The following is a 25,577-nucleotide window of genomic DNA, read 5'->3' on the forward strand; positions in this document are numbered from 1 at the left end:
AACTGAGGGAGGGGCTTCCAGACTTCCCTTTCCCCGGCAATACCAAGGGAGGGGGGTTACTTCAACTCCCAGAGTTCGTACTTGTCTCCCCGCTCTTTGCACCAGATGTTGCGGCCCGCGACGCCGACCTGGATGAGCTCCGGCTCGCCGATGCGGCCCACTCGGGTCAATATGAGGCTGGGCTGGGGGTTCTTGAGGACGAGAGCAAAGTCCTCGACTTGTGGCACCACGCGGTTCACATAGAACTCCAGCGAGGGCAGGCTCGTCTCCATTACCTTCAGCTTGCCGGTACCGCGGTCCTTGGTCCTGCGGCCCATCTGAAAGGCCACGACGTCTCCACCGAGCGACCTTGCCCGTGTAGCGAGGGAATGAACTTCGGCCTGCCCGCTCGAGCGGTAATACCCGAGCCCGGCACTGGTGGCGACTACCGCAAGCATCAGAGCCATGAACACGACTCCGAATGCCGGCCTTGAGATGAACACTGATGGCTTCTTGCCCGCGAGTCTTGTCCCAAGGACCATCCCCAGGGCCGGCACCGCCGGGTAGATGTAGTGCGGCAGCTTGGACCCGCTGATCGAAAAGAACACCAGCACCACCCAGAACCACCGCCAAAGGAACCGTTCGACCTCATCCTGCGATGCATCGGCGGCTTCTTGTGCGGGCCGAACGCGCCGCACCACGAAAGGCCACCAGGGAAGCATCCCCACCGCCAGCACCACTGGGAAGTAGATCGGATGCGACCAGATTGGCACCTTGTGCGCCTGGTCCCCGCCCGTAAATCGCCCGATGTTTTGTGCAATCAGGAAGTCCTGCACGAACCGGTCGCCGTTCACCATCCAACAAGGCCAGTACCACAGCGCGATCACCGCCGCCATCACGACGAAGGCGCCGAGGTTGTCCACCCAGTTCAGGATGGAGGGCCGAAGCTCCTTCTCAGCCAATAACGTCCACAGCCAGATGCCCCCGAATAGCAGGATCGCCACGGGTCCCTTGGCCAACACCGCAGCCCCAAGGCATGCGCCGGCCAACAGCCGCCAACGTCCACAGTCCCGCAGCGAACGCCACCAGCAGAGCATCGCCGCCGCAAAAAAGAAGACCAGGAGCGGGTCAACCAGCATCATCCGGCCGACCAGCGCGGTGATGAGCGAGGTTCCGAGCACGACCATCGCCGCCCGGCCCGAACCCTCGCCGAAATGCCGCCGCACGAACCCGCCGCAAAGCGCGACCAGCCCAATCGTCGCCAGCACCGAAGGAAGCCTCGGCCCGACCGATTCGCCGAAAGCCGCCACGCTGGGCGCCGAGAACCAGTAGAGCAGGATCGGCTTTTCGAACCAAGGCGTACCATTGTAGTGTGGGGTGATCCAATCACCGCTCCGCAACATGGCTGAGGTCACGGCGGCATAGAAACCCTCATCGAGGTCGAACAGCCCGTAGAGCCAGAAACCCATCAAGGGCAATGAGGCAACGGCGAGCCAGAGCAGCCAAGTTCTCCTGCTGCCCGATTCCCGAGCCTCATTCTGGGCTTCGAGGGTCAACGCGCTCCTTGCCGGGCAGGGCCACCGACCCTATTGAGGGCAAGTGACCCGACCGCATACCTACAGCGATTCTCCAGGCCGAAGGGAACGAAAGATGGAGCGTCCGAAGGCCCAAGGGGCCGCTCTGCTGAAGCGAAGGGCGTAGCCCTGGGACGAAGCCGCCACCCCTCAGTTAGCCCTGTAAGGGCGACCTTCGACGCGGGGCCGAAAGTGCCGGAGCCAACGCGGCGCCAGGTCGCCGCACTCCAAAGATCAGACGCACCCCAAACGACAGCGCCTCCTGCTTTCACCCTCCCCTCCACTTGCGGGTCCACGGGGCTGTGCTTCTTTAGGTACTCGAGCAGCGCGTCGATATCCAGCATCCCGGTATCCACGCGTCGACCCTTCGCGTTCTTCAGGTCCTCGTGCGCGTCGCCGCCGCCCGCCACAAAACTGTTCAGGCACACCCGGTAGGTCTTGGCAAGGTCGAGCTTCTCACCCCCGACCACGACGTTTGAGACCCTCTGCCCCGCCGGCTTGTTCTTGTCGATGGTGTAAGCGCTTCCCTTCGAGATATGCAGGAACCCGCTGACGCTCGCACCATGCTCCAAAGCCGCCAAGAGTTCCGCGCCCGTCACGTCCAGCAGCACCAGCGTGTTGTTGAACGGCTGGACTGCGATTGCGGCCCCATAGGTAATCGTCCCGGCCTCCAGGTCGCCTCGAACCCCGCCGGCGTTCATACAGGCCATCACCGCCCCCTGGGCCCGCGTTGCCTCGAGCATCGCGTCCGCGATCATGTTCCCCATCGGGCTCTCGCCGGCCGCGTTCTGGGCGCGCTTGACCCCCCTGGGCGCTTGTCCCACCTCCTTGTTCGCGAGATCCGCGATCGGCTTCTTCAGCGCGGCAATCATCGAAAGAAAGGTCTTGTCCTCTGGCACCGATTCGTCCACCAAGATCGGCGCGGCATCGAACCACTTCACCACCTTCCCTGCCTCGTCGAAGACCACTTTGATCCGCCCGAGAAGCTTGCCCCAATCGTGCGCCTGCACAACCAGCACTGTGTCGCCGTCGGCGTTCTTCGTCACGGTCGGATAGGGCCCCGCCGAACCCGAAAAGCCGTCCACCTTGATGTCTCCGAGAAGCGTATGGCTGTGCCCGCCGACGATCACATCAACGCCCTTCAGCTTGCCCGCCAGCTCGACCTCCTCCCTATAGCCGACGTGGGTGACCAGGATGATTTTGTTGATCCCCGAGCTACGAAAGGCATCGATGTTGGTCTGGCAGCTTTTAACCAGCTCGAGCATCCGGACATTGGGCCCCGGCGAGCTGATCGAAGGCAGTTCGGGAGTCACAGCGCCGACGATCGCGATCTGCTCCTTGCCCACCCACGTGGTCGCTCCACCGGCGATGTAACCGTTCAAGTCTTTGTCTGCGGAGACGTCGAGGTTTGAGGCAAGTAACGGAAAGGAAAGGGACTTTGCAAAGGTCGCAAGCGCCTTGGGACCACGATCGAATTCATGGTTTCCTACCGCCATCGCCGCGAAGCCGGCGTAGTTCATAAACGCCGCGTCTGCGAGGCCCTCATACACATTGAAATAGAGCGTTCCCTGAAAGGTGTCGCCCCCGTTCAGGAGGATCGGATTGGGATCGGAGGCCTTGTACCTCCGAATAAGGGTTGCCAGCCTCGCGTAGCCGCCATAGAGTTTCCCTCGTATGCGGGTGGACTCCACATGCGCGTGCATGTCGTTCGTGTGCAGGATGGTCATCGTGAACTGGTCCGCGAGAGCCGCCCCAGAAGCGAGAACACAGACGACGCCGAGCACGCAGCGTAGCGAGAAGCAAAGACGATGGCGCATGGGTAGCGGTATACCCAAGGGAGTCCCCTTGGAGTGCGGGGAATTGCCTGTGCTTTGAAAGCAAGAAGCGAAGGGCGATGCGCGATGCGAAACACGCGTTGAGAGAGGGACGATATGTGACCGGCAATGCGCGGCGAGCGATGAGCGATGAGTTGTATCACCACCTCGCCTCCTTGTGGAGAGGTCGGTGCCTGCCCCGGTTCCATCGGGGAGCAAAGCGAATCGAAGATCCCGCGCCTTATGGGACCGGGTGAGGGGGCCTTGTCCCTATGTCTCCCACCCCAACCCCTCCCTCAGTTTCGCTGCGCAAAACCAAGGGAGGGGCTCACACCACCTCGCCCCCTTTGGGAGAGTTCGGTGCCTGCCCCGGTTCCATCGGGGAGCGTAGCGAATCGAAGATCCCGCGCCTTGCGGGACCGGGTGAGGGGGCCTTTGACTCTTGAACGGCCCTGACCTCCCCCGGAAGGTATCCTTGAACTCCTGGAGGGCCTGTAGCTCAGAGGTTAGAGCGTGCGGCTCATAACCGCTTGGTCCCGGGTTCGAATCCCGGCGGGCCCACCAAGGGATTTACGATTTGCGATTTGGGATTTACGATTTCGGAAGGGCTGAGAGGATGAGGGGATGATGAGAACGGTTCATTCAATACTTTCACTCTCACCATTCCTTCCACTCTCACCACTCTCACCACTCTCACCTCCCTTACTATGACCTCTGAGCGCTACGACTTCATCGCCATCGGCAGCGGGCTCGCCGGCCTTGCCTTCGCATTGGAAGCCGCCGAACACGGCACGGTCTGCGTCATCACCAAGGCCGAAGCGGACAATGCCAACACCAGCTTTGCCCAAGGCGGCATCGCCGCCGCTGTCGGCGAAGCAGACTCCTGGGAACTCCATGAGCGCGACACCCTGGTGGCAGGAGCCGGAATCTGCGACCCGGCCGCCGTGAGGTTCCTCGTGCAGAACGCGCCCTCAGCGATCGACTGGCTGCTCGAAGTGGGCACCCGGTTCGACGAATCCCCCAAAGGCGAGCTGTCCCTTGGCCTCGAAGGCGGCCACAGCCGCAAGCGCATCGTCCATTACAAGGACAAAACCGGAGCCGAGATCGAGCGCGCGGTCATCGCCGCGGTCCGGGCCCATCCAAACGTCCACGTCCTTGAGCACGCTTTCGTGACAGAGTTGCTCGTTCATAAGGGCCGGTGCGTGGGCGCTGCCGCGATGATCGAAGGGCTCGGCCTCACCGCATTCTATGCCCGCGCCACACTGCTCGCAACTGGCGGTTGCGGCGTCATGTATCAGCACACCACAAACCCTCGTGTCGCAACTGGCGACGGCATCGCGCTTGCCGACGGCGCGGGAGCCAAGGTCGCGAACATGGAGTTCATGCAGTTCCATCCGACGACGCTCTATCACCCGCAGCTTCGTGGGTATCTGATCTCCGAGGCCTGCCGCGGCGCAGGAGGAACCCTGAGAAACCACTTCGGCAAACGCTTCATGTACGACTACGACGAGCGCCTGGAACTCGCCCCTCGCGACATCGTGGCGCGCGCTATCGACGCCGAAATGAAGCGTCTGCAAACGTGGTGCGTGTACCTGGACCTGGCCCACCTCGCGCCCGGAAAGGTCGAAGAGGAGTTCCCCACGATCTACGCCAAGCTGAAGAGCGTCGGGCTGGAGTTCGACAAGGAGTGGGCGCCGATCGTCCCCGCTCAGCATTACTCCTGCGGCGGTGTCGCCACTGATCTGGACGCCAAGACCAGCGTGCCGGGACTCTATGCCGCCGGTGAGGTCGCCTCCTCCGGTGTGCATGGTGGCAACCGCCTGGCGAGCAACAGCCTCCTCGAAGCCATCGTCTATGCCCGCGCAGGGGCCGCAGCTGCTGCTTCTGAGCCCGAGCTAGGCGAAGCGCTTCCCAAGCCTACTCAGCCCCGCTGCATGGCAGAGACCGATTCTGTCCAGCTTCGCCGGGCGCTCCAGCACGCGATGACCGAACGCGTGGGTATCGTACGCACCACGGCGGGTCTCAGGGAAGCCGCCAAGGAGATCGAAAGGCTCATCAAGGAGTACGACTCAAAGACAGGCGCGCCCTATTCTCCTTACCCCTTGGAGACGCGCAACCTGCTCTTGGCCGCTCGCCATGTGGTGTCCGGCGCGCTTAGCCGGGGCGAAAACGTCGGTCTGCACTTTAACTCCGATCTGATTTGATCCGAGGAATCGGCAAGATTGTGATCCTGTACTTCGAAGTCAGGAATACGAAAACCTGGTAACGAAAGGCCCGTTACACATACCAGCCCGTGTTAGTATCAGGAACATGAGGGCATTTGCCGGGCACAGCACGCCACGTATAGTCTGCCTCTTACTGTTGACCTGTTCACTGTCTTCTGCTGTGGACGCAGGCGACCCGGACCTTAAGCCAGGCTTTCCGGTTCAGTGCTTCATCAAAGCTCATGACTTGTCTGGCCACAAGTTTATCGCCATAGGCAATGTGGACCTGAAGCCGGACCTAGAGATCATCGTGGAGCGCCGCAACGTGTTGGGCTTGATCGAAGTGGTTGGTATCAGGAGCGACGGCACAACCACCCGGAACCTGATCAGCAGCTCGACAACGCTAAACAACGGACTGTCTATTGGCGAGCTTTCCTTGCAGCACCCTGGCCTTGAAGTCATCGCGGATGCTTCGCTTGCGAGCGGCTCCATCACGCTCTCTTCAATCTTGCGCGCGGGGAGGTTTGTGGATTATTTCTCCATAGGATTTCCATCGATCGGCATCCCAGCACTCTTCGATTTTGATGGCGACGGCGAAATGGAGATCGTTCACGGCGTGGATATCGGGGCAAGACTATACGTTCGGCGAGCCAATGGGGCAGTGATGCCAGGTTGGCCCGTTACCGACACGAGCGTCTATGGAGTCAGTACCGTCTGCGTTGCAGACATTGATCTTGACGGTTCCCCTGAGATCATTGTCGCGGCGCGGCCAAACTCAACGGACCGCAAGCTCTTTGCCTTTCGACTCGATGGAAGCACCGTTCCCGGGTGGCCTCTGTCCTTCAGTTCGCCAAACTACAGGACGCCAATCGTTGTCGGCAACGTCGATGACGATCCGCAACCCGAAGTCGTCTTTTTGCGGCCGCAGGGGATGTCCGGCAGTAATGCATCCGTTCTTCTGATCGGTCCCAACGGCGCCACGAAGAGAGTCATTCCACTAAGCAGTTACCAAGATGGTGATGACATCCCCTGCCCTGCATTGGCAGACATTGATGCCGACGGTAGGGCTGAGATCATCGTTCAGACCGAAGGCAAGATTGATGTTGTTCGGGGCACCGGCAGCTCGATGCCAGGTTGGCCTGTAAGCTATCCAGGTGTGGTCAGTCGGGCAGTCCCCATCGTTGGAGACATCGATGGCGATGGGTCCCCTGACATCTGCTTTTCTTCGTCTGGCTTTCTTACCGAAATCTACGCCTACTCGGCAAATGGGTCCCTGATTCCAGGCTTTCCCAAGTCTCTTCCCGATACCACCGGGATTGGACTCACTAAGGCGACCATTGCGATGGCAGACCTCGAAGGCGATGGACGGACTGACCTTGTGGTCAGGCGATACGCGCCAGTTTTTGACACGGACGCCTTCATGGACACGGTGTGGGCGTTTGACCTCAAAGGGCCTCATTACGGTCCCGTTCTTTGGGGCCAGTTTGGCGGCAGCCCCCGTCACATCTTTACCTATCCGGTGATCCCATGAAAAAGCTCATCACCACATTGAGCGTTTGCTGCCTCTTCGGTGCAACAGTCCAAGGCCAACTCACAACGAAATGGTCGGCTCTCTACACCGGACCTGGCGGCGTTGCCGTCCCGAAGTTGGGAAGAGGAATCGTGCTCAGCCCCGACGGAACCTGCTTTGCACTAGTCAGGAGCAAAGCGAACAACAAGAGCTCGTTCTGCGTTGTCAAATACAACGCCGCTGGAGCGCTCCTCAGTGAGGTGACCAACGGAGTGGGCTCGCAGGACGAGCCCATGGCAATCACTCTCTCCACGAACTCAAGTGTCTGGGTCGCCGGCTACGCACACAACGACACGGCCAAGGAGACCGCAATTGTTCGATCCTATTCCAATTCGCTGAGCCTCGCCAGCCAGTATTCGATCGTTCAGACCTACAGTGAGCGCTATTACTGTCTGGCGCCTGATGGCAGTGGCGGCGTCTATGCGGGTGGCTTGACGTCTCCCAATTCGGCGACAGTCCTTGGAGTGGTCACGCACTTCAGCCAATCCGGTACGGTCCTCTGGCGACGGGAGATAGGCGCAAGCAATGCTCGCTCTGAAGTCCGGTCTCTCGCCATAGCCGTTGACGGATCGGTCTTTGGGGTGGGGTACACCCAGCCATTGCCTTCAAACCGAGATGCCCTCGTAGCAAAGCTGAGCCCTGCAGGAGACCTCCTTTGGCTCAGGACTTTCGACGGAGGCCATGGTCCGGACCAGTTCCTTGGCTGTGCCAATGTCGGCAACGGGCCCGTGGCTGTGGGCCAAACCATGAACGGGAGCGGCAATTCGGACGGATGCGCCATTAAGTACGGCTCTGATGGTACGGCCCTTTGGGTTGCCCAATATTCTGGACCCGAGGAAGCACCAGACGGCTTCAATTCCGTCTCCTATCAACCAGGACTAGGCTTCGCGCTGGGCGGATGGACTGGAAGTGCTGACAGCGGAGAGGATTTCCTGGCCGTTAAGCTCAGCGAAGCAGGAAGTCAGGTTTGGGCCAGAACTGCGAGTAGCGCAGGCAACGCATGCGACCATGCCGAAAGAGTGTTCCTGGACACCGCGGGCAATCTGTTCGAGCTTGGCACTGGAGACGGCGGGAGTGCCGGACTGGACTTCATGGCGGTTCGCTGGGCGTCAGACGGCCTGGAGTGCTCCAGAAACCTATGGGACTCCGGAAACGCCGACGACGACCTGGGGTCTGCAGCTTGGGATGGCGTGAATCGCTTCTTTATGACCGGCTTGGCAGGCACTGAAAACGGGACGGTCTCGATGGACGATTCGCAAGTCGTTCCGGATACCGCTGTGCTGGTCAAGGGGCTACTGGTGAGTGGCCCCATCACCAACGTGCGGCTCAGAGACGGAGTCTCGGCCGTCGTTCGGGGGCGGCCGTCGGTGATCGTGGAGTGCTCGGGCGTATTGCCCCTTAGCCAAGTAGCCTCGCTGTCCCTTAGGTTGACCGGCCACACGAACATCCGAGAGATCGTGCAGATCGCAGAGATGTACGACGTAGTGCTGGGCCAGTTCGTACAGGTCGGGTCTTCTTCAATGACGACGACAGACGTTACGCGCACGTTTTCCTTGAGTAGTCCCAATCGCTTCGTTGATCAGTCGACGGGCCGGTTGCGACTTCGAGTTACCTGGTATCCGTTCGCAACGCGCCGTTTCCCGTCCGGCTGGCAGCTATCCAGCAACGAGATCGGCTGGACGTACGCCCGGTAGTTCCCTGCTTTCTGCGGCTACACGCCCCCTACCGAGCTATCTCCGCATATCGGGGAAGGGGGACAGCGGACGGAAGCGGCTTGGCCCAGGGCGGGATCTGGAGGATCAGTTCGCACCTTCCTGGCGCCGAGGCGCGGTACTTAATGATTGTAAATCCCAGAGCGTCCTGAACGTTAAGGAGCGTGAGGTTCGTGCCGGCAGTGACCGTCAAGGGGTATCCAGAGGCCAGCACGAGCGTCTTGGGTTCTGCGGAAGCCGCGTCGAACTGCAGCACGGTTCCGGGGCCCTCGTTCTTTGCCGCGAGCGCCGCGTCGCCATACACCCGCACCTCGCTCTGAAGCATCTTCAGCAGAAGCTCGTCCGCGGGCGCGCGGCTCGCCATCGCAAAGATCGCGTTTCGCGCGCCTTCCAAAGGTTCGATCAACTCAGGCGCGCCGTCCGTTCCCAGGGCCGTGTGCCGCCAAACCTGCAAACCCCTCTCTGCCGCAAGCCCCGCCTGAAGCATTGCGGCATCGAGCCTACGCTCCTTCTCTGGGCAGAGAGCCGCTGCGAGGGCTGCCAACGCGGTCGCGCGTCGCATGAGCACTGGATTGTTGGCCCAGATCCTCCAAGTTGCCCAATCGCGCCTCCAAGTGACCGAAGTCAACAGCGAGTTGGGCTCTGACGTGGCCTTGTCGGCATTCATGGCGCATTGCATGAGAAGCGCGTGGGCTGCCGCAAGGTCGAGCCCCTTGCCAGATGCTGAGTAGGGGAGCTGCTGGCCTGAGTTGGGCTCAGCCTCAAAGGCCGCCTGGCGCAGGTACTCGTCGAGCGTCGCCTCCGCCAGCGCTTTCGCGCCCGAGTCGCGCCGGCAGCCCAGATTTGCCAGCGCGAGCTCGACAACGCTCGGCACGTCGATGGACGAGACGGTGGCCGGCGCGACCCAGTCGGCCTCCCCCACCGCCACGGCGCGCCCCGTTGGGATCCGTCTGACCGGGAACCGGATGCTGAGCGACTTCTCCAGGGCCACGACCACCGGGCCAATCTCGTCTCGGATGCGAAGGCTCTTTGTCGCGCCGGTGACCTTAATCGGATAGCCACCCATCGAGGCGAGAAGCACGGGATCGGGAAGGACCGCGCCCTCGCGATCAAAGGTGTAGGTGGCGGTTACCCCGTTCAGGTCCTCCTCGACTACAGTGGAAAGGAGCTTGGGCAAGGAGCTACTGTTGAATTGCGTGTCTGCCTTGACCCGATTGACCAGTTCCCCCAGGTCGGCGGCCTTGTTCGCCGAATAGCCCTCCAAACCGATCGGCGCCACGACCCGTACCCACCCTGAATACGGGGCCGTCGTCTTCAGCGTCCAGTTCCCCGACTGCCCATCAAGCTGAACGGCGCCGGGTTCGCCGGGAAACCCAAACAGTACCGGGGGCTGCTGGTCGCGGAAGGTGACGAGCACCCAATTGACTTTCGGCGTGGGCACGCCTGGCCCCACACTGCCCTCGAACCAACTGAGAAACGGCGCGGCCAGCGAGCCCAGTTTGAGGCGGAATCCGTTCTGATAGTAGAGTTGAAAACCTGCCGCCAAAAGGTCCACTTTGAGCTTCTGAGGAGTACCTCCACCGCCACCCAGATAGAGCGTCTGGCCCATCTCGGAGGTCGCCGTCACCCGCCAAAGGGAAGCAGGCGTGTCGAAGGCGAACCAGTCGGCTTGGGAGTGCTTGACCCGGAAGCCCCTCTTGTCCACCTCGAATCGCGGTATGGCAGCGCCCGCCTGATAGCCGAATCGGCCGAAACCCGTACCCGAGACTTGAGCGCCCTTCAGAACCTCGAGGGTCGCCCTTTCATGGCTTGCGAGGGCTCTCCCAGACGGGACGAGGCTAATCGATAGGAGCACCAAGGACCTGAAGGCCAAGGCGTTTCGTCTGACGCGAATACACCAGTCCAATATCTCGGCCGCCGAGCCGATACGCCAACATCCAACTGTCATCGAGGTAGGAGCTTCCCAAGTAGCGGTTGTAAGTATAGGCGTAACTTAGCCTCCAAAACTGGCTGACGCGGTAGGAAGTGTCCCCATAGTAGGTGAGCCGGTCCAGGTCCAGGCTCTTGTTGCCAAAGAGCGACAGCGTCGTGCGTCCAGCGGAATAGTAAGCCTGCATGCTCAACGAGTGCCGCCCGATGACCTGGTTCGTGAAGCCGTCTTCGGCGAAGTTATAGGTGAGCACCGTCGAAGCGTTCCTTCCCAGCCTTTTGGAAAGTGAGACGTCGGAGAAGTAGGTGAGCCCCTTCAGGGTGTTCTCGCCCTGGAGCTTGCTGACCGTGAACGAGAAGTTCACCATCGACGAAGAGTCAACCTTCCACGGCGTCATCTGCAACCGCGAACGGACGCCAAAAGCCGACTGGCTTCGATCGTAAAAGTCGGTGTGGGTGTTGTTTTGAGTCGCCGTGATGCCGTTGTAGACCTTGAATGGCGATTTGCCGATCTGAGAGCCGTTGGTCTCCGCCACAAACGCATAGGAACTGCTGTCGAAGGTCGGGCCCTTCAGCGACCGCGCGCTGTTGCCGCTCAGCGACATCGTGAACCCGTTGAACTGGCGTGAGACGCTGCCCGAGCCAGAAATGCTTTGGTGCGCTGGAAGCTCCAGACCGATGTTGAACGTGGAGCGATCGTCGATCTTTTGGAAATGGCGGATGCCCAGGCCCCAGTCCTTGCGCGCAAGGCCGTTGATGCTGAGACTCCCTTCCAGGTCGTCGCCCTTGTGCCAGTCCACCTCATAGTCCAGAAACGCCCCGCCACTGGTGGAATAACCCCGTCCGTAGCGGTCGCCGGTCCGAAATCTCAGCAGCGACGTGAACCCCGGTTTGAGCGAAAGGTAGTGGGGATAATTGATCGAAATCTGGTTGTCGTAGACGTTGACGACCTGCTCGGTCAAGATGGGTGTCTGGCCGTAAAGGCTTACCTGGAAGAGTGGCAGCGTGAGCAGCTTGGCCCCGCCGACATAGACGTCCGCCTTGTGGAACTGAATCTCCCTCCTGGGGAACGCCACAGCCTTCTTCGAGTTGATGGCGCTGGCTGATTCGCTGAGGTCTTCGAACTCGAAGAGCTGATCGCCTACTGGGTCGTTGGGCCTCGTTAGGCCGTCGGCGTGGACCTCGAACATCGAGTACTGCTCGCGCTCGATCGGCACGGCGAGCATCGCTCCGTGAAGCTGCACCGAGACGGCCGCGATGGACCGCGCGGTCGTCGAACCGTAGCCTTTGCGCTCGTTCAGCTTGAAGTAAAGCTCGTCAAAGACCTGGTCGATCTTGCCGAATTTCAGACGCGCCTTTCGCGCCCGGACCTCGTAGGCCGGTACGTTGAGTTGAAGGTCGTCCGCGGTGATCTCGACTTCGCGATACTGTAGGTGGACCTTCCCGCCTTGGCCGGAGCCGCCCAGGACCTTTTGGTCCAGGGAGTACATCAGGTATTCCGGCGCAACGACTTCCACGTAGTCGTTGGCTGCTGCGAGCATCGCCCGATCGGCCACAAACTCCACTTCCACCGTGGTCACGGCGTTGTAGGCCAGCGCGCTCGCCGTGATCTTGGCGACACCCGAAATCGAGCCTGCAACCAGGACCACTTGGGCGTAGCCGCGCTCGGTGGTTACGATCGGATCGCGGAAGTTCCCCAGGGTCGTCGAGAACACCACCTGGGTGCCGTCGGCTACGAGCCGTCCTGTGGTGTCGCGGATTTGCGCGGAAATGGTGATGGTGCTGCGTCCATCGGCGACCGTAATCCCAGGAAAGGTCGTGAGCTTGATGATGCCCGTGTCGGCGAAAGAGGCCGCTGCCAATAGGAGCAACAGCACCAATCCCACCCCGATTCGAAGGGCTTTCATCATTCTAACGACGGACCAGTCGCGCGGCATGGTTCTGGAACCCCAAAAGAACTTGGGAGGCCAGGGCTTATCCCTGACCTCCCATTGTATCCTGCTGGGAGCCTCGGCTATCGAACGACGTTCAGCGGAATCACGCGTCGAACGCGGACGCCTTCAGTCGTCTCGGCCAGGATTTCGGCTCGGTAAGCGCCCGGCGCCACGAGCCTGTTCGCGTTGTCGCGGAGGGCCCAGGTCACCGTGTTTTCACCGGCGCGGTCCGCTCGGCCACGGGAGGCCGTGTAGATTTCCTTGCCGGCGCTGGAGAGGATGCGCACCGTTGTGCTGGCCTCGTTCGAGAGCGTGTAGCTGATCGAGAACGGAGTCCCGGAGCCACGTCCACCGCCCGCCACGACCACGTTGCCGATCACCGGCTTGGTGAAGGACGTGCCCGAGCTGACCTCCAGGCTGAACACGCGGGTGGAGCCTTCGGTAGCGCTGTAGGTGTAGCCCGAGGTCTGGCGCAGGTTCCTCGATTCGCCGGTCGCGCTGTCGATCAGTCGGAGCTGAACGTTGCGCGGGAGTGTGCTGAGGTTCGGCCAGTTCAGGGTCACGTTGCCGGACTCCTGAGCCGTCACCACAACCTTCCAGGCCTTACGCGCCGAACTGTCGGTGAGCGCCTGTGCGAGGCGGGTCGTCTTGCCAGAAGCGGTCTCCTCGATGGAGAGCTGCACCTTGTGGCCGTAGGCCGTCGGCGGCTCAAGCACGGTGTTCGCCTTGGCGTCTGCCGCGGTCTTCACGCGTCCGATGTAGTTCTGGCCGTCCAGCGACGTCGCCGTGCGCGCCGAGAGCATCAGGCGCCAGTGCTCGTTGCTCTGGACCCATTTCTCGTTGTAGCTGCGCGCCGATCCCGGCAACGCAGGATAGAAGACTGCGGGGTAGGAGACCGTAACGTCTTGGAGCGTGCCGACATACACCCAGTAACCGGTGTTCGGCTGGAGCAGGCTGTCGGAGCCCTGAATGTAGGAGTAGTCGCCGGTCGCCGTGTTGTACTGCGCGAGGAAGCCGCTGACAACGCCCTGCTGCACGAGCTCAGCCCACGTATAGGCGTTGCCCGGGTTGCTGGCGGTCACACCCACCAACTGCCCGATCGCGATCGGATAGGGGTAGGGGTTGCCAATCATGTTCCACCCCGATTTGAGGTTGATCTGAAGGAACCCAATCGCTATGTCCGCGGGAACCTGAGGGTTGCTGCTGAGCGGCGTGAACGGATAGTCATTGTTGGCGACGACCCAGTAGGACTTGCCGCGCTCGACGCTGGTGGCGACCACATAGCCTTGGCTCACGGGGTCGTAACGGTAGGCGATGAAGTCGGCCGGCGTGGTCAGCGGGCTCAAGATCGATTCGATGGAGGTGTCGCTAAAGTCCCAGGGAAGGGTGATCAGGTTCGCGCCTGCAAGCAGGTTGAGCTTCGGCGTCGAGGCCACCTGGATGCTGCCGTTGAGGGTACGAGGAGACTGAGTGATCGGATCGTTGACCGTCACGGTGAAAGGCAGGTCACCATATACTTGGCCGTCGGCCTCCACGGTGAAGTCCACAAACTTCACTCCGAGCGGAAGTACCTGGCTGATCACGCGCACGTTCGATTCGCCGTTGGCCATTTGGAAGCCGGCAGGAAGGTTGAGCGTGATGCGCACGTCGTTCAGAGCGATTTCCTTGTTGACCTCGGCATAGTTGAAGTTGTCGATGTAGACGCGGATCGTCATTGGGTTCGGCCGAAGACCATCCTGAGAGCCTTGGCCACCGCCATTGTCGAATGACACCAGTTTGGGAGCGTCCACGACGATCGAATACGGCTTCACATAATTCGAGAGGCCCCACGTGCTGCGGAAGAACTGCGTGAGCCGCTTCGTTCCGTTGTTGGCTGGGACGGCTGTCTCAGGGTACTTCTGAATGTATCCCAGGTCATCAAGAGTTAACGTGTCGCCGAAGATGAAGTCCGGCATGGTGGGAGGATCGGTCCAATCGTTGCCCATCAAGAAGAACGAGTGGCCCAGAACAAATTCGTCAGCTTGCGCCGTATCGCTTTGTCCCGTCTTTTGATCCGTTGTCGAAGCATCTGGACCGTTCAAGACGCGCAAGCCATAAGCTGCTGTTTGGCCAAAATAGATGTCAACTATGTTGGGGAAGTTTGCGGGATCAATGGACCTCTGATACCGCGTGTCGACTTTGGGCGGCCGCGTCCCGGGCAAATACACATAGGTGTCTTTAGGGCCCCTGCCAAAAACAGTCGGCGACTCCAATGTCGAGATGCCGGCCAGGTTCGCACCATTGCGATCCGAAACCGCTTCCGAATTCGTTAGCATCCCCATCCTATGGCCAAACCACAGCCCAACCGTGTGCGTGTCTGTTGTGGTGTTGCGATAGGTCCAGTCGAGCACGGCCGCATCGCCCGCGACGGTTCCGGTGATGTGGATGAAAATGCCTTCGATCGTGGTTTCGACTACGTAGTAACGATTCGAAGCTCCGACGAAAGCCAAGCTATAGCCGTTTTCGCCAAGGGGATGGGCATTGCCGTCGATGTTGACCAACGCTATAGCACCCACTGGGCTCGGAAAGCCAAAGGTGAGCGTCATGTCGTCATCCACAAAGCCAGCATTTGAAGGATCTGCCGGAAACTGATCCTGAATACTGCCAGAGGATCCATAGGAAAACGCGAATCTGCCGACGAGCGCAAGATCATGGGCGGCAATGTAGCATGGCCAGTCGTCATTGTTTGCCGCGTCGCCATAGTTGACCGTGCCTGATACTCCTGCCGCGTTGATCATGAGCGCGTTGCCCACACGTTCAAACCCATAGTCGGGTGAATAAGGACTGTCTGTTCTATCGGGGTCGATGCACTGGATATCCCAGTCACCGGTTTGGGCAAACGCGGCAGAAGCAAACAGCGTCGCAAACGACGCCATGGCTACAAGCTTCCCATGCAGAGGTTTCATGTTCATTCCCTATCGCTGTCAGATTTGTTTGGTGGAGGGTCCCCACCCGTAGGTTGGACGGGGACCCTGGACTGACGGTTTCATCCAATTGACGGGTTCTGGCTGATTACTGTGGAGGTGGAGGCGCCGACGGCAGCGTGAACCGTCGGTTGGCGCCGAAGATGTACTTGTAGCCGCTGGCATCGGCCGCAGGGCCGGGCCGGTCGGCAACGTTCTTCGCACCGACTCTCCAATAGAACTCCGTTTGGGATGTGCCGAACTTGGCCGAGAGCTTTCCGAGCAGGCCAGAGACGCTGCCGGTGCTCAGGGTGCCGGTGTCGCTTCGCGTGAACGGAGCGACGGGAACCAGGACCTTGCCCTTGGGGAAGTTCGGGTCAGACGAAATCTCCAGGATGTACTCCACCGTGATCGGATAGGTCGGGTTGACCACCGAGATGAAGGTGAAGGGGATATCCGTGGAGACGACCGCATTGGGCGATGGCGAAACCAGCGCCGGGCGATCCAGAGGAGTCGCGATGCCCTTGGCAGACACCTGCTTCGAGATGAAGAAGCAGTAGCCATCCGCGTCGTTTCCTGCGCCAGGATAGTCGATCGCGAGAAGCTTGTAGACGAGCTCGATCGTATAGGTGTAGGGCCGGCCAGGGGTCACGCCCGCCACGTTCACGTCGGTGGTGCTCATGCTGTCCACGCAGGTGCCCGTGTCGCCGATGCCGTCGAAGGTCGCGTACGAGATGTCGCGAGCGACGTTGTCGTCCACTGCGAAACCGAAGTCGCCGGGAACAACCATCACGGGTGAGCCCAGGATGTCGCTTCGGCGGACTTGCCACTGCACGGCAGTCTGGCTGCCACGCACCCAGCCGTCCTTTCTCCAGGTGAGCTTGACGGCCGGCGAGCCCGAGAAGTCGGGATACATGGTCGCCGAGGCGGCCAGTTCATTGGCTGGCGTAAAGCCACCGCTCTTGGAGAGCAGCGCCACACCCAGGAGCACGAGTGCCAGGGTCGTAAAGTCGCCAGTCTTGCCCGACTTGCGTGCACCCTGTGCGGCCTTGATGCCGCCGTTCTCAGGGAAGTCCTCGCGGGGCACGGGCACGTCGAAGATCGCGCGGACTCGGTCGCCGGGCTGGACACCCAGGTACATGCGCTCGATCTTGATCATGGCGCTGTCAGGCTCCACGTCGGTCACGCGCGCCGTCGCCACCTGCTGGCGGCCACGGTTCACGATGAGCTCCTGCCCAACCTTGAAGCCGCTGCGCGTGCCTTGGTTGACCAACGCTGTAGCCTCATAGGTATTCAGAACCGTAGCCGTGGGAAGGTTTTTGGTTCGAATCTCGGTTACGGCCATCGTCGCGGCGGTTGCCAGAGCTTCGTTCAAAACCGTCATGTCTTCGGCTTCGCCTGTTCGAACACTCGATGAGCCGCGAACGGCCGCCCCGTTGACAGGAAGGCCCGAAGCCACATCGTTGACGACCACGCGCAGAATCACTTCCGCACGCTTGCCGCCGCCCGAGTTCGTGATCCGCGTCCCGATGACTTGGCCGTTGACGATCGTCGCGGCGCGAAGCTCTTCACCAAGGCGCATCATGCTGGTGCGATCCCGGATCGGCTCTTGCAAGCCAAGGCTGGCGATCGTGCGCACGACGGAATCCTTCGGCGTGATGTCGATCCCGGGGATCTTCACCAACGCGCTTTGAACTGCGTCGGCCGCCGCCTCGCCCACTGCGGGGTCTTTGGCGTCGAACTTAACGACCGCCCACGCCGGCGCTTGTTGGAGCTGAGCGACCACTCGCCCTGCCGTGAAAAACGAAAATGAAGGCAACAGCAACGCCATGATCATCACGTTGCAGATCGCCCTCCCTAAAGTCGATTTGATGAACCGCCTCACTATGACGCGTCCTCCTGTGTCAGTCCTCGGTGTTACCACTCATGCCAAAAGCCATCACTGACTCAAGGCAGCTTCCTTGCATTCTGGCGCATTTAGTTCGGACAATGCTCCGGTTTCGCCGGAATTCATCGTTCCAGACCGTCAACCTATCCAACACGGAACAGATCCGAGTGAAATTGGCCGTTGGCAAACTCAAAAACGCCCGCTGCAAGAAGGCCCGTGCAGTATATCATCACGGGCAGCTTCACGCCAAGTTGTTTATTGACCGAAGTCCTCAGCCAGAACTCTCAGTACATAAGACCGGACGTCAGGCTCAGGTAGATTGGTTCGCACGATCCTGTCGGCGAATGCGCATTTCGCTCGCGTGGGCATCTGCGACGCGATCAGAAGCCGCGCTTCTTCCGCGTCACCGAGCCTTTCGGTGAGGCGCCGCTCCTGCTCACGCTCCCCGCATGAAACCACCCAGACCCGACGAAACAGAGGATGCAGGGCCGACTCAAACAGAAGAGGCACTTCGTAGGCGTCGGCGTCTTCGGCGAGCATCGCAGCCACGATCGGCCGGTGCGCCAACGCGTTCAGCTTCCGTCTGAACTCAGGGGAGCTGAAGACACGCCTGCGGACCTCGGCGCGGCTAGGCTGAACGCCGTTGCCGCACAGCTCAGCGAGCGCCAAACTAAAACCTGGGTCTTTCCAGACCCTATGGGAGATGTCGTCGGCCGAGACGACCTTCCAGCCTGCTTCGGCCAGATAGGAAAGCACGGTGGACTTGCCCTCTCCAGCGCCTCCGGTGACGGCAAGCGCTCGGCAACCGAAGTCCATGGCCGTCCCGAGCTACTCGGACTCGGATTCCGCTGCAGGAGCTTCTGGAGCCTCAGGGGCCTCGGAAGCTGCCGCCGGCGCCTCGGCGTCCTCAGGCGTTTCCTCGTCCTCGCGCGTTCCAAAGCCCTTGAGCATGCCAAGCCGCTCGCCGATCGTGACGCCACCGCCACCCCCGAACGATCGCCGGCCGATCGCGTAGTCCTCGAAGTCCTCGTCTTCCTGACGCCGTCCGCCCTTGACCTTCTTGCCGCGCTTGCCGGCGGCGCCCAGCCTTCGGCTGTCCCGGTCGTCATCGCCGAAAGTCGCCTGGGGCATCGGCATCGAGGGCCCGCCCCCAATGGCCCTCATGCTGAGCACCATGCGCCGGTCCTCCGGCTTCAGGTCGATAATCTGAACTTCGACCTCCTGGCCCTCAGAGACGGCCTCCTGCGGCTTTTTCAGCCTGCGGGACGACATCTCGCTGAGCGGCAGGAACGCCTCCGCGCCCTCGGGCAGCTTCACAAAAGCGCCGGCCTGGACGATCCGGTTGATCGTGACCGTGAGCTTCTGGTTGGGACGGTAATTCTCACGGACCAGGTTCCACGGATCGGGAAGCACCTGGCGATGGCCAAGGCTGATCTTGCCGTGGTCCTTGTCGAGCCGCAGCACCATGACCTGGATGTCCTGGCCCTCTTTGAACATCTCCCGCGGATGCGTGATGCGCATCCAGCTCATTTCGCTGATGTGCAGCAGGCCGTCCACGCCGCCGAGGTCTACAAACGCACCGTAATCGGTGAGCCGGCGAACCGTTCCCGACAGGATGTCGCCGGGCTTGGCGGTGTCGAACAATTCTTCTTTGGCTCGGCCGCGCCGCTCCTCTTCCGCTTGGCGGTTCGAGAGCACGACTTTGCGGCGCTCGCGGTCCAGTTCCAGAATCCGACACTCGAGCGTCTGGCCGACGTACTTGTCGATGTTGCGCAGCTTGCCTGTGCCCACGTGCGTCGCCGGAACAAAGCCTCGAACGCCGATGTCGACCACCAAGCCGCCCTTGACCCGGTCGATGACCGGGGCGTTGATCGGGGTCTGTTTGGCAAAAGCCTCTTCGATCTTCAGCCAGGCGTTTTCGAAGTCGGCGCGCTTTTTGGAGACGATCGGGTTGCCGTCTCCGCTCTCGGTCTTGAGAACGATGACGTCGATCTTGTCGCCAACCTTGACGTGCTCGGAGGCGTGGCCTATGTTGTCGTCGGTGAGTTCGCCGATGGGGACGATGCCTTCCGACTTCGTGCCCAGGTCCACAAATACGCGGTCGCGCTCGACCTGGATGACCGTGGCTTCGATCCGCTCGCCCTTGGTCAGCCTCTTGAGGCCGGAATCCATTTGGTCAGGGGAGTCCAGCGCGCTCAAAGCGGCTTCGAACAGAGCGGCGTCTGAGGCGTCGACCGGCTCGGCTTCGGGCTCGGCAGGCATGGAGGACACAGGTGCGGCGGCCACGGGTTCTGGCTCGGCCGCAGGTGCGGCCGCCACCGGCTCAAGCTCTGGCTCCGGCGCCGGCTCAACGGCGGCAGGCTCGGACTCGGGCGCTGCTTCGGGTTCGGGAGTGGCCTCAGGTTCAGGTTCAGGTGCAGGCACCACTTCGGCGTCGGCCACGGGCGCCTCCGGCACGAGGGCTGCTACGGGTTCTGCCGACTCGGGAGCCGGGTGTTGATCAGCGGCGGAGGAGGAAACCTCTTCCGTCGAATTCGGTTCAGGTGTCTCGCCGGCATCACCGGGGGCGGCTGACATCAGTTCTTCATCGGTTGGCATGAAAGCTCACAAGGGGCGCTGCCCCACAAAGTCCCCTATTATAGCTGAATGTTTGTTGATGGTTGCCACAAGGTGGCCTTGAGGCCAAATGCTACCTTCGGAACCAACCCGCAAGCGCCGGATAGAGCGCCCTGAAAGCCTCCATACTCGGGCGGTAGTCGGCGCCACTTGGGTCCACGCGCGAAGCCACACGGACCACTTGCTTTGTCGCCGCCTCCGTGTCCGGCCATTCCCCCGCCCCCACACCCGCCAAAATCGCCGCCCCAAACGCCGGCCCCTCGTCCACGGAGAGAGTCACGCACGGCGCACCGAACACGTCGGCGAGCATTTGGAGCCAAAACTCGCTCTTGGCCCCACCCCCCGTCACGCGAAGCTCGCTCGTGCTTGCGCCCAGCCCTTTCAGCACCTCGAAGCCGTCGGCCAGACCAAACGTGACCCCCTCGAACGCCGACCGCGCCAGGTGCGTTCGGCTGTGGGCGAGCGTCGCCCCAACCCACCCGCCGCGAGCGTGGGGGTCCTTGTGGGGGGTTCTCTCACCCGCCAGATAGGGCAGGAACTGGAGGCCCAGCGAGCCTTGTTCGGCGGTAGCGGCATCCGCGTTCATCTGGGCGAAGCCCGAGCCCCCATAGAGCACGTCGCGCACCCAACGAATCGCGCCTCCACAGCTCAGCATCACCCCCATGGCGTGCCAGGCGCGGTTGGCATGGCAAAACGTGTGGGTCGCGCCGCTGGGATCGTAGGAAGGCGACGTCAGCGCGGTGAACACGACGCCGCTCGTGCCCAGGCTTACGCTGACCACCCCCGGGACGACTGCACCGGTTCCCACGGCGCCCGCCGCCTGGTCGCCCCCTCCGCCAACCACGGGAACGCCTTCCTCCAGGACGCCCATTACGGTGCTCGAAGACACCACATCGCTCTCAAAACACTCCGGGAAGAGTCCCTGGCCGAGCGCATTGGCGCTCAAGACCTCTTCAGACCATCGCCGGTTGGGCACGTCGAATGCAGCCGTCCCGCTGGCGTCGCTGACCTCGGTGGCCATGACGCCGGTAAGGCGATAGCGAATGTAGTCCTTGGGCAGGAGGATATGCTTGGTGCGAGCGAAATTCTCCGGCTCGTGGTTCCTCAGCCAGAGCACTTTCGGGGCCTGGAACCCGGTCAAAGGCGGGTTGCAGGTGAGCGCCATCATGCGTTCTGGGCCGACCTTTCGGTCCATCTCCGCGCACTCGTCCACTGTGCGTTGATCGTTCCAGAGAATCGCGGGCCGGACGACCTCCCCTTTGGCGTCCAGAAAGACCGCCCCGTGCATCTGTCCGGTGAGCCCGATGGCGTCCGGCCGAGGTTCCCCGATCTCCTGCAGGCACCTCTGTACCCCGAGCCACCAGTCCTCGGGGTTCTGCTGCGTCCAGAGGGGCTTCGGGGTCTCCAACGGATACTCGGCGGAGGCCTGCTTGAGGAGTGTGCCCTTCTCGTCGATCAGGAGAACCTTGCACCCTGAGGTGCCCACGTCGATACCCAGGAACTTCGCCACGGCCCATTTTGCACCTAACGTTCAGCCCGGCGCAGTACAATCCGGCGATGCGCCGGGCAGTCATAGACGTGGGCTCCAACTCGGTCCTGCTGACGGTAGCGGAGTGGGACGGCGCTTTGTGGCATCCGGTGGGCGAATCGTCCGCCGTAACGGGTCTCGGCATCGACACGAAAGCGACCGGAGTCCTTTCGGAGGAAGGGATGTCCCGAACCCTTGTTGCTGTCGCCGCGGCCTTCAAAGCGGCAGCAGCGATAGGAGCCGGAGAGGTCTGCGCCATGGCCACCATGGCGGCCCGAATCGCCAGCAACACCGGTGAGTTCCTATCCAGGGCGGAAGCGCAAGGCACGCCGATCGCCGTGCTGTCGGGGGACGACGAAGCGAGGCTCGGCCTGCTTTCTGTGGCCCAGGATCCGATGTTTGCGGGCATCGAATCTCTAGCCATGATCGACGTCGGAGGACAGAGCACCGAAATCGTCTGCGCGCTTCGAACCGAATCGGGTGGCATTGTCGAGGAGTTCCGCAACAGCTATCCGGTTGGCACTCTCGGGCTGATGAGCGGCCCGCTCCAAGCGGAGTGCCCCTCTGGCCCGGATCTGCTTCTGGCTTCGGCTCTGATCGACGATCAGTTCACGGCCAATCCGCCGCCACCTGCCAAGGGCGTCCCCGTCGCCGTTGGCGCGACGGGGACCAACCTCGTCTCCATCCGTGAGAAACTCCCCCGTTGGGAGCCCGACCGCGTACACGGCGCCAGGCTCGGATTTGCCGAAATCTCTCTCGAAGTCGCGCGCCTGAGCGCCCTGAATCTGGCGCAACGAAGCGACCTGATCGGCATCGAACCTGGGCGGGAAGCGACCCTGCCGGCTGGAGCGCTCATCCTGGAGCGTTCCCTGCAAGCCCTCAATGCAGACGCATGCCTCGTCAGCGTCCGTGGGTGGCGGCACGCGCTGATTTCCGAGATGGGCGATTGATTGACCCAAATCGAGGCTCACATCTCGGCTCTAGGTCCAAAGAGCTTCCGATTTTGGGTTTTTCGGAATATGGAACGAAACCACCACGGACTCCAAACCTCACAGATCGTCTGGAACGCGAGTCTCCAGACTCGCACAAGGTCCGCGAATCTCCAGATTCGCGCCCTGCCGGGGCCATCAACAAGCTTCACTCGTCTACGCGCGAGAAGTAGATAATCGTGATGAGGTGTTCGGGCGTCACGAAGTCCCCGTAGATGCGCGACAGAAGCTCGATAATCTCCTCTTCGCTCCGAATCTCGGGGCTTTCAGCCTTGATGTCGCGCGGCGAGAGCTCACAGACCTTTTTCACCTCGACTCGGTCGATGATCGCCGAAAAAAGTTTTTGTCGGCGGCCAAAACGGGGGCCAACGGTGACCCAAACGATCATGCCGTTGCTGTACTTCGCCGACTTGTCGCCAAGCCGAATCGTTGCCGATTTGCGGTTGTGGCGCAACAGGTCCCCGTACAGGTCAGTATAGAAGTTCAGCGCAAACATGAGGCTCGGTAGGATTCTAACCCAAACGACCCTTTCCCGTCCTCCATTACGGGCGCCATCCGGGGCCAATCCATGATTTGGCTGGCTGTCGTCCTTTCCGCTTACCTGCTTCTCCTTGTGGCCGCGGTGCTCTACAGCGCCCACCCGACGCGCATCCCGCTCTTTTTTTCTCCGGGAGGTGTCGGCCTTCCCCAAGCGGACGTCGAGATGGAAACCCGGGACGGCGTCAGGATTCGCGGATGGTGGATCGCCAGACCGGGCTCCAAGCGCGTGGCCATCCTCGCGCACGGCTATCTGATGAACCGCTCCGAGCTCGCGCCGCTCGCCGTCTGGCTGTGGCAGCGCGGCTACAACTGCCTTCTACCCGACCTTCGAGCACACGGCAAGAGCGGCAGGGCCAGGTGTACGATCGGAAGGGACGAGGCGCTGGACCTTGAAGCCTGCCTAAAGCTGGCCAAGGGCAGGATCGAAGGAGCTGAGATTGTGCTGTTTGGCTCCAGCATGGGCGCAGCGGCAAGCGCGTTTTGTGCGGCCGAGCAACCGGAAGGCATCCGAGCACTCGTGCTCGACGGCCCGTACTCTCGCCTCATTTCGGCGACGCTCGGATGGTGGCGATTCCTGGGCGGCTGGGCTCTGCAAGTGCTCATGGCTCCGACCGTTCTGCTTGCCGTCCCCCTAACGGGCGTCAACCCGTTCAAAGTCGACGTGGCGGCAGCCCTTAAGAAGATTGGCCCGATGCCGGTGCTGCTTCTCCACGGCTCGAAGGACCGCCTCGCACCCCCAGGAGAAGCCGCCAGAAACTTGGCAGCCTGCGAGAATGGCCGGCTGGTCTGGCTGCAGGGATGCGACCACGCCGAGGGCCGATGGGTCCTGCCCGAGGTGTTCTTGGGGGCGATCGAGGAGTTCCTCCAGGAACATGGCCTGATCGAATCGGGAAAGGTCGATGCGCCGATTTGGGGCTGAACCTCGTACATAACTGCATAGTGCCCAACGAGGGGCCGGCGCTCGCCAAAAGCGGGGCGCCGACGAGTCTCCCGCAGCGTCGCGGAGCGTTCCAGACGTTTTGGGGAGGCATGGTTTGAGGAAGTTTCTTTCGTCCCTTGGGATCGGGCTCATCACCTTTCCGCCGGCCTATGCGCAAGGCGGCCCGGCTGCCACCGTCGACAAAGCCGACACCGCCTGGATGATCGTCGCCAGCGCGCTGGTTTTGCTCATGACCCCGGGCCTTGCTCTCTTCTATGGCGGCATGGTGCGAAGGCAAAACGTGCTCTCGACCATGCTCCACAGCTTGGTGCTCATGGGTACGGTCACGGTTCTCTGGGTGCTTGTGGGCTACACGCTCGCATTTGGGCCATCCAAGGGCTGGATCGGCGGACTCGATTTTCTGGGTGGAAGCGGGGTCTCGGTGAAGGACGCGCAGAGCGGCCTCGCCATCCCACAGGCGCTTTTCATGCTCTACCAGATGATGTTTGCCATCATCACCCCGGGTCTGATCTCCGGCGCGATCGCTGAGCGGATGCGGTTTGGCGCCTACGTGGCGTTCACGTCGCTGTGGCTCCTGATCGTCTACGTGCCCGTTGCCTGCTGGGTCTGGAATGCCGATGGCTGGCTCTTCAAGATGGGCACCCTCGACTTCGCCGGCGGCACCGTGGTCCACCTGGCGAGCGGCGCTTCGGCGCTGGCTTGCTGCATCGCCCTTGGAAGAAGGCGCGCCCTGGAGCACAGAGAGCCAATCCTCCCCAACAACCTAACCCTCACCCTGCTTGGTGCAGGGCTCCTCTGGTTTGGCTGGATTGGCTTCAACGCCGGCTCGGCCTATGCTGTGAACGACTTGGCGGTGCGAGCTTTCCTGACCACCCAACTCGCTGCGGGCGCAGGCCTGCTCGGCTGGCTCGTGGTCGAGCGGGTGCGCTTTGGCAAGCCGACGGCGCTGGGTGCGGCCTCCGGGCTGGTAGCGGGGTTGGTCGGCATCACCCCTGCGGCAGGGTTCGTCGAGCCTGGGGCCGCACTCCTCATCGGCCTGCTCGCTGGCGGAGTTTGTGCGCTTGCCGTGAGCCTCAAGACGCGGTTTGGGTTCGACGACAGCCTCGATGTTGTGGGGGTCCATGGCGCGGGCGGCGCACTTGGGGCCATCCTGACCGGAGTTCTCGCCAGTGCTTCAGCCAATCCGGCTGGAGCCACGGCGCTCGAAGGCGGGAGGATGAGCCTTGTGCTGAAGCAGGCTCTCGCCGTTGGAGTCGTCGGCGTGTTTGCGTTCACGGCCAGCTACCTTCTAACAAAGATCATCGCCAAGTTCACCCCTGTCCGAGCTTCCGAAGAGGAGGAAGCCATCGGCCTCGACCTGTCGCTCCACGGAGAGTCGGGATACAACTTGTGAGGAATGCAGAATGTCGGATGTGGGA

General features: G+C 61.7%; 16 protein-coding genes and 1 tRNA gene. 7 read left to right on the forward strand and 10 right to left on the reverse strand.

The window, feature by feature from the left end:
* Window positions 1-56: 56 nt before the first annotated feature.
* Window positions 57-1,535, reverse strand: a complete 1,479-nt coding sequence (locus tag HZC36_16915; protein ID MBI5708667.1) for a glycosyltransferase family 39 protein — start codon at window positions 1,533-1,535, stop codon at window positions 57-59.
* Window positions 1,532-3,370 carry a 5'-nucleotidase C-terminal domain-containing protein gene (locus HZC36_16920; protein ID MBI5708668.1) on the reverse strand — a complete coding sequence of 613 codons (1,839 nt, stop codon included), beginning with the start codon at window positions 3,368-3,370 and terminating at the stop codon, window positions 1,532-1,534. Before HZC36_16920 ends, HZC36_16915 begins: the two co-directional genes overlap by 4 nt.
* Window positions 3,371-3,855: 485 nt before the next feature.
* On the opposite strand from HZC36_16920, the gene HZC36_16925 reads away from it, so the two are divergent.
* The 4 genes from HZC36_16925 to HZC36_16940 all read left to right on the forward strand — a co-directional run bounded on the left by HZC36_16925 (window position 3,856) and on the right by HZC36_16940 (window position 8,835).
* Window positions 3,856-3,931, forward strand: a tRNA-Ile gene (locus HZC36_16925).
* Between the two features lie 143 nt (window positions 3,932-4,074).
* Window positions 4,075-5,571 (forward strand): L-aspartate oxidase, encoded by a 1,497-nt coding sequence (gene nadB, locus HZC36_16930; protein MBI5708669.1) that lies wholly within the window; start codon window positions 4,075-4,077, stop codon window positions 5,569-5,571.
* 157 nt (window positions 5,572-5,728) lie between these two features.
* The gene (locus tag HZC36_16935; protein ID MBI5708670.1) at window positions 5,729-7,102 is read left to right on the forward strand and encodes a VCBS repeat-containing protein; all 1,374 of its coding nucleotides are present in this window, start codon (window positions 5,729-5,731) and stop codon (window positions 7,100-7,102) included.
* The gene (locus HZC36_16940; protein ID MBI5708671.1) at window positions 7,099-8,835 is read left to right on the forward strand and encodes a hypothetical protein; all 1,737 of its coding nucleotides are present in this window, start codon (window positions 7,099-7,101) and stop codon (window positions 8,833-8,835) included. Before HZC36_16935 ends, HZC36_16940 begins: the two co-directional genes overlap by 4 nt.
* 28 nt (window positions 8,836-8,863) lie before the next feature.
* Here HZC36_16940 and HZC36_16945 read toward each other — a convergent pair whose 3' ends face one another.
* From HZC36_16945 to xylB, 7 genes are all read right to left on the reverse strand, one after another.
* Entirely contained in the window at window positions 8,864-10,708 is a 1,845-nt protein-coding gene (locus HZC36_16945) for a hypothetical protein (GenBank protein ID MBI5708672.1), read from the reverse strand.
* On the reverse strand, window positions 10,692-12,692 hold the full coding sequence (locus HZC36_16950) for a hypothetical protein (protein ID MBI5708673.1): 2,001 nt from the start codon (window positions 12,690-12,692) through the stop codon (window positions 10,692-10,694). Before HZC36_16950 ends, HZC36_16945 begins: the two co-directional genes overlap by 17 nt.
* Window positions 12,693-12,796: 104 nt before the next feature.
* Window positions 12,797-15,661, reverse strand: a complete 2,865-nt coding sequence (locus tag HZC36_16955; GenBank protein ID MBI5708674.1) for a hypothetical protein — start codon at window positions 15,659-15,661, stop codon at window positions 12,797-12,799.
* A 106-nt stretch (window positions 15,662-15,767) separates the two neighbouring features.
* Window positions 15,768-17,543, reverse strand: coding sequence for a hypothetical protein (locus tag HZC36_16960; protein ID MBI5708675.1), 1,776 nt, complete (start codon window positions 17,541-17,543; stop codon window positions 15,768-15,770).
* A 258-nt stretch (window positions 17,544-17,801) separates the two neighbouring features.
* Window positions 17,802-18,362: a dephospho-CoA kinase gene (coaE, locus tag HZC36_16965; GenBank protein MBI5708676.1), complete on the reverse strand. Its 561-nt coding sequence runs from the start codon at window positions 18,360-18,362 to the stop codon at window positions 17,802-17,804.
* A 12-nt stretch (window positions 18,363-18,374) separates the two neighbouring features.
* Entirely contained in the window at window positions 18,375-20,123 is a 1,749-nt protein-coding gene (gene rpsA, locus HZC36_16970; protein ID MBI5708677.1) for a 30S ribosomal protein S1, read from the reverse strand.
* 112 nt (window positions 20,124-20,235) lie between these two features.
* Entirely contained in the window at window positions 20,236-21,672 is a 1,437-nt protein-coding gene (xylB, locus tag HZC36_16975; GenBank protein MBI5708678.1) for a xylulokinase, read from the reverse strand.
* Window positions 21,673-21,719: 47 nt separating this feature from the next.
* Between xylB and HZC36_16980 the strand changes: the two genes are divergently transcribed.
* Entirely contained in the window at window positions 21,720-22,640 is a 921-nt protein-coding gene (locus tag HZC36_16980) for a hypothetical protein (GenBank protein MBI5708679.1), read from the forward strand.
* A gap of 187 nt (window positions 22,641-22,827) precedes the next feature.
* Here the strand turns inward: HZC36_16980 and HZC36_16985 are convergent, their stop codons facing one another.
* On the reverse strand, window positions 22,828-23,175 hold the full coding sequence (locus HZC36_16985; GenBank protein ID MBI5708680.1) for an ASCH domain-containing protein: 348 nt from the start codon (window positions 23,173-23,175) through the stop codon (window positions 22,828-22,830).
* A gap of 72 nt (window positions 23,176-23,247) precedes the next feature.
* On the opposite strand from HZC36_16985, the gene HZC36_16990 reads away from it, so the two are divergent.
* Together HZC36_16990 and HZC36_16995 are read left to right on the forward strand one after the other, a co-directional pair.
* The gene (locus HZC36_16990; protein MBI5708681.1) at window positions 23,248-24,138 is read left to right on the forward strand and encodes an alpha/beta fold hydrolase; all 891 of its coding nucleotides are present in this window, start codon (window positions 23,248-23,250) and stop codon (window positions 24,136-24,138) included.
* A gap of 220 nt (window positions 24,139-24,358) precedes the next feature.
* Complete coding sequence (locus tag HZC36_16995; GenBank protein ID MBI5708682.1) at window positions 24,359-25,552, forward strand: ammonium transporter; 1,194 nt, start codon at window positions 24,359-24,361, stop codon at window positions 25,550-25,552.
* Window positions 25,553-25,577: the final 25 nt, after the last annotated feature.

It is taken from the genome of Armatimonadota bacterium, from assembly GCA_016223145.1.
GTDB lineage: Bacteria > Armatimonadota > Fimbriimonadia > Fimbriimonadales > Fimbriimonadaceae > Nitrosymbiomonas.

Coding starts and splice junctions, on each gene's coding strand:
- HZC36_16940 (MBI5708671.1), top strand. CDS start 7,099: ATGAAAAAGCTCATCACCACATTGAGCGTTTGCTGCCTCTTCGGTGCA.
- rpsA (MBI5708677.1), bottom strand. CDS start 20,123: ATGTCAGCCGCCCCCGGTGATGCCGGCGAGACACCTGAACCGAATTCG.
- HZC36_16980 (MBI5708679.1), top strand. CDS start 21,720: ATGCGCCGGGCAGTCATAGACGTGGGCTCCAACTCGGTCCTGCTGACG.
- HZC36_16950 (MBI5708673.1), bottom strand. CDS start 12,692: ATGATGAAAGCCCTTCGAATCGGGGTGGGATTGGTGCTGTTGCTCCTA.
- HZC36_16995 (MBI5708682.1), top strand. CDS start 24,359: ATGATCGTCGCCAGCGCGCTGGTTTTGCTCATGACCCCGGGCCTTGCT.
- HZC36_16985 (MBI5708680.1), bottom strand. CDS start 23,175: ATGTTTGCGCTGAACTTCTATACTGACCTGTACGGGGACCTGTTGCGC.
- coaE (MBI5708676.1), bottom strand. CDS start 18,362: ATGGACTTCGGTTGCCGAGCGCTTGCCGTCACCGGAGGCGCTGGAGAG.
- HZC36_16920 (MBI5708668.1), bottom strand. CDS start 3,370: ATGCGCCATCGTCTTTGCTTCTCGCTACGCTGCGTGCTCGGCGTCGTC.
- HZC36_16990 (MBI5708681.1), top strand. CDS start 23,248: ATGATTTGGCTGGCTGTCGTCCTTTCCGCTTACCTGCTTCTCCTTGTG.
- nadB (MBI5708669.1), top strand. CDS start 4,075: ATGACCTCTGAGCGCTACGACTTCATCGCCATCGGCAGCGGGCTCGCC.
- HZC36_16955 (MBI5708674.1), bottom strand. CDS start 15,661: ATGAAACCTCTGCATGGGAAGCTTGTAGCCATGGCGTCGTTTGCGACG.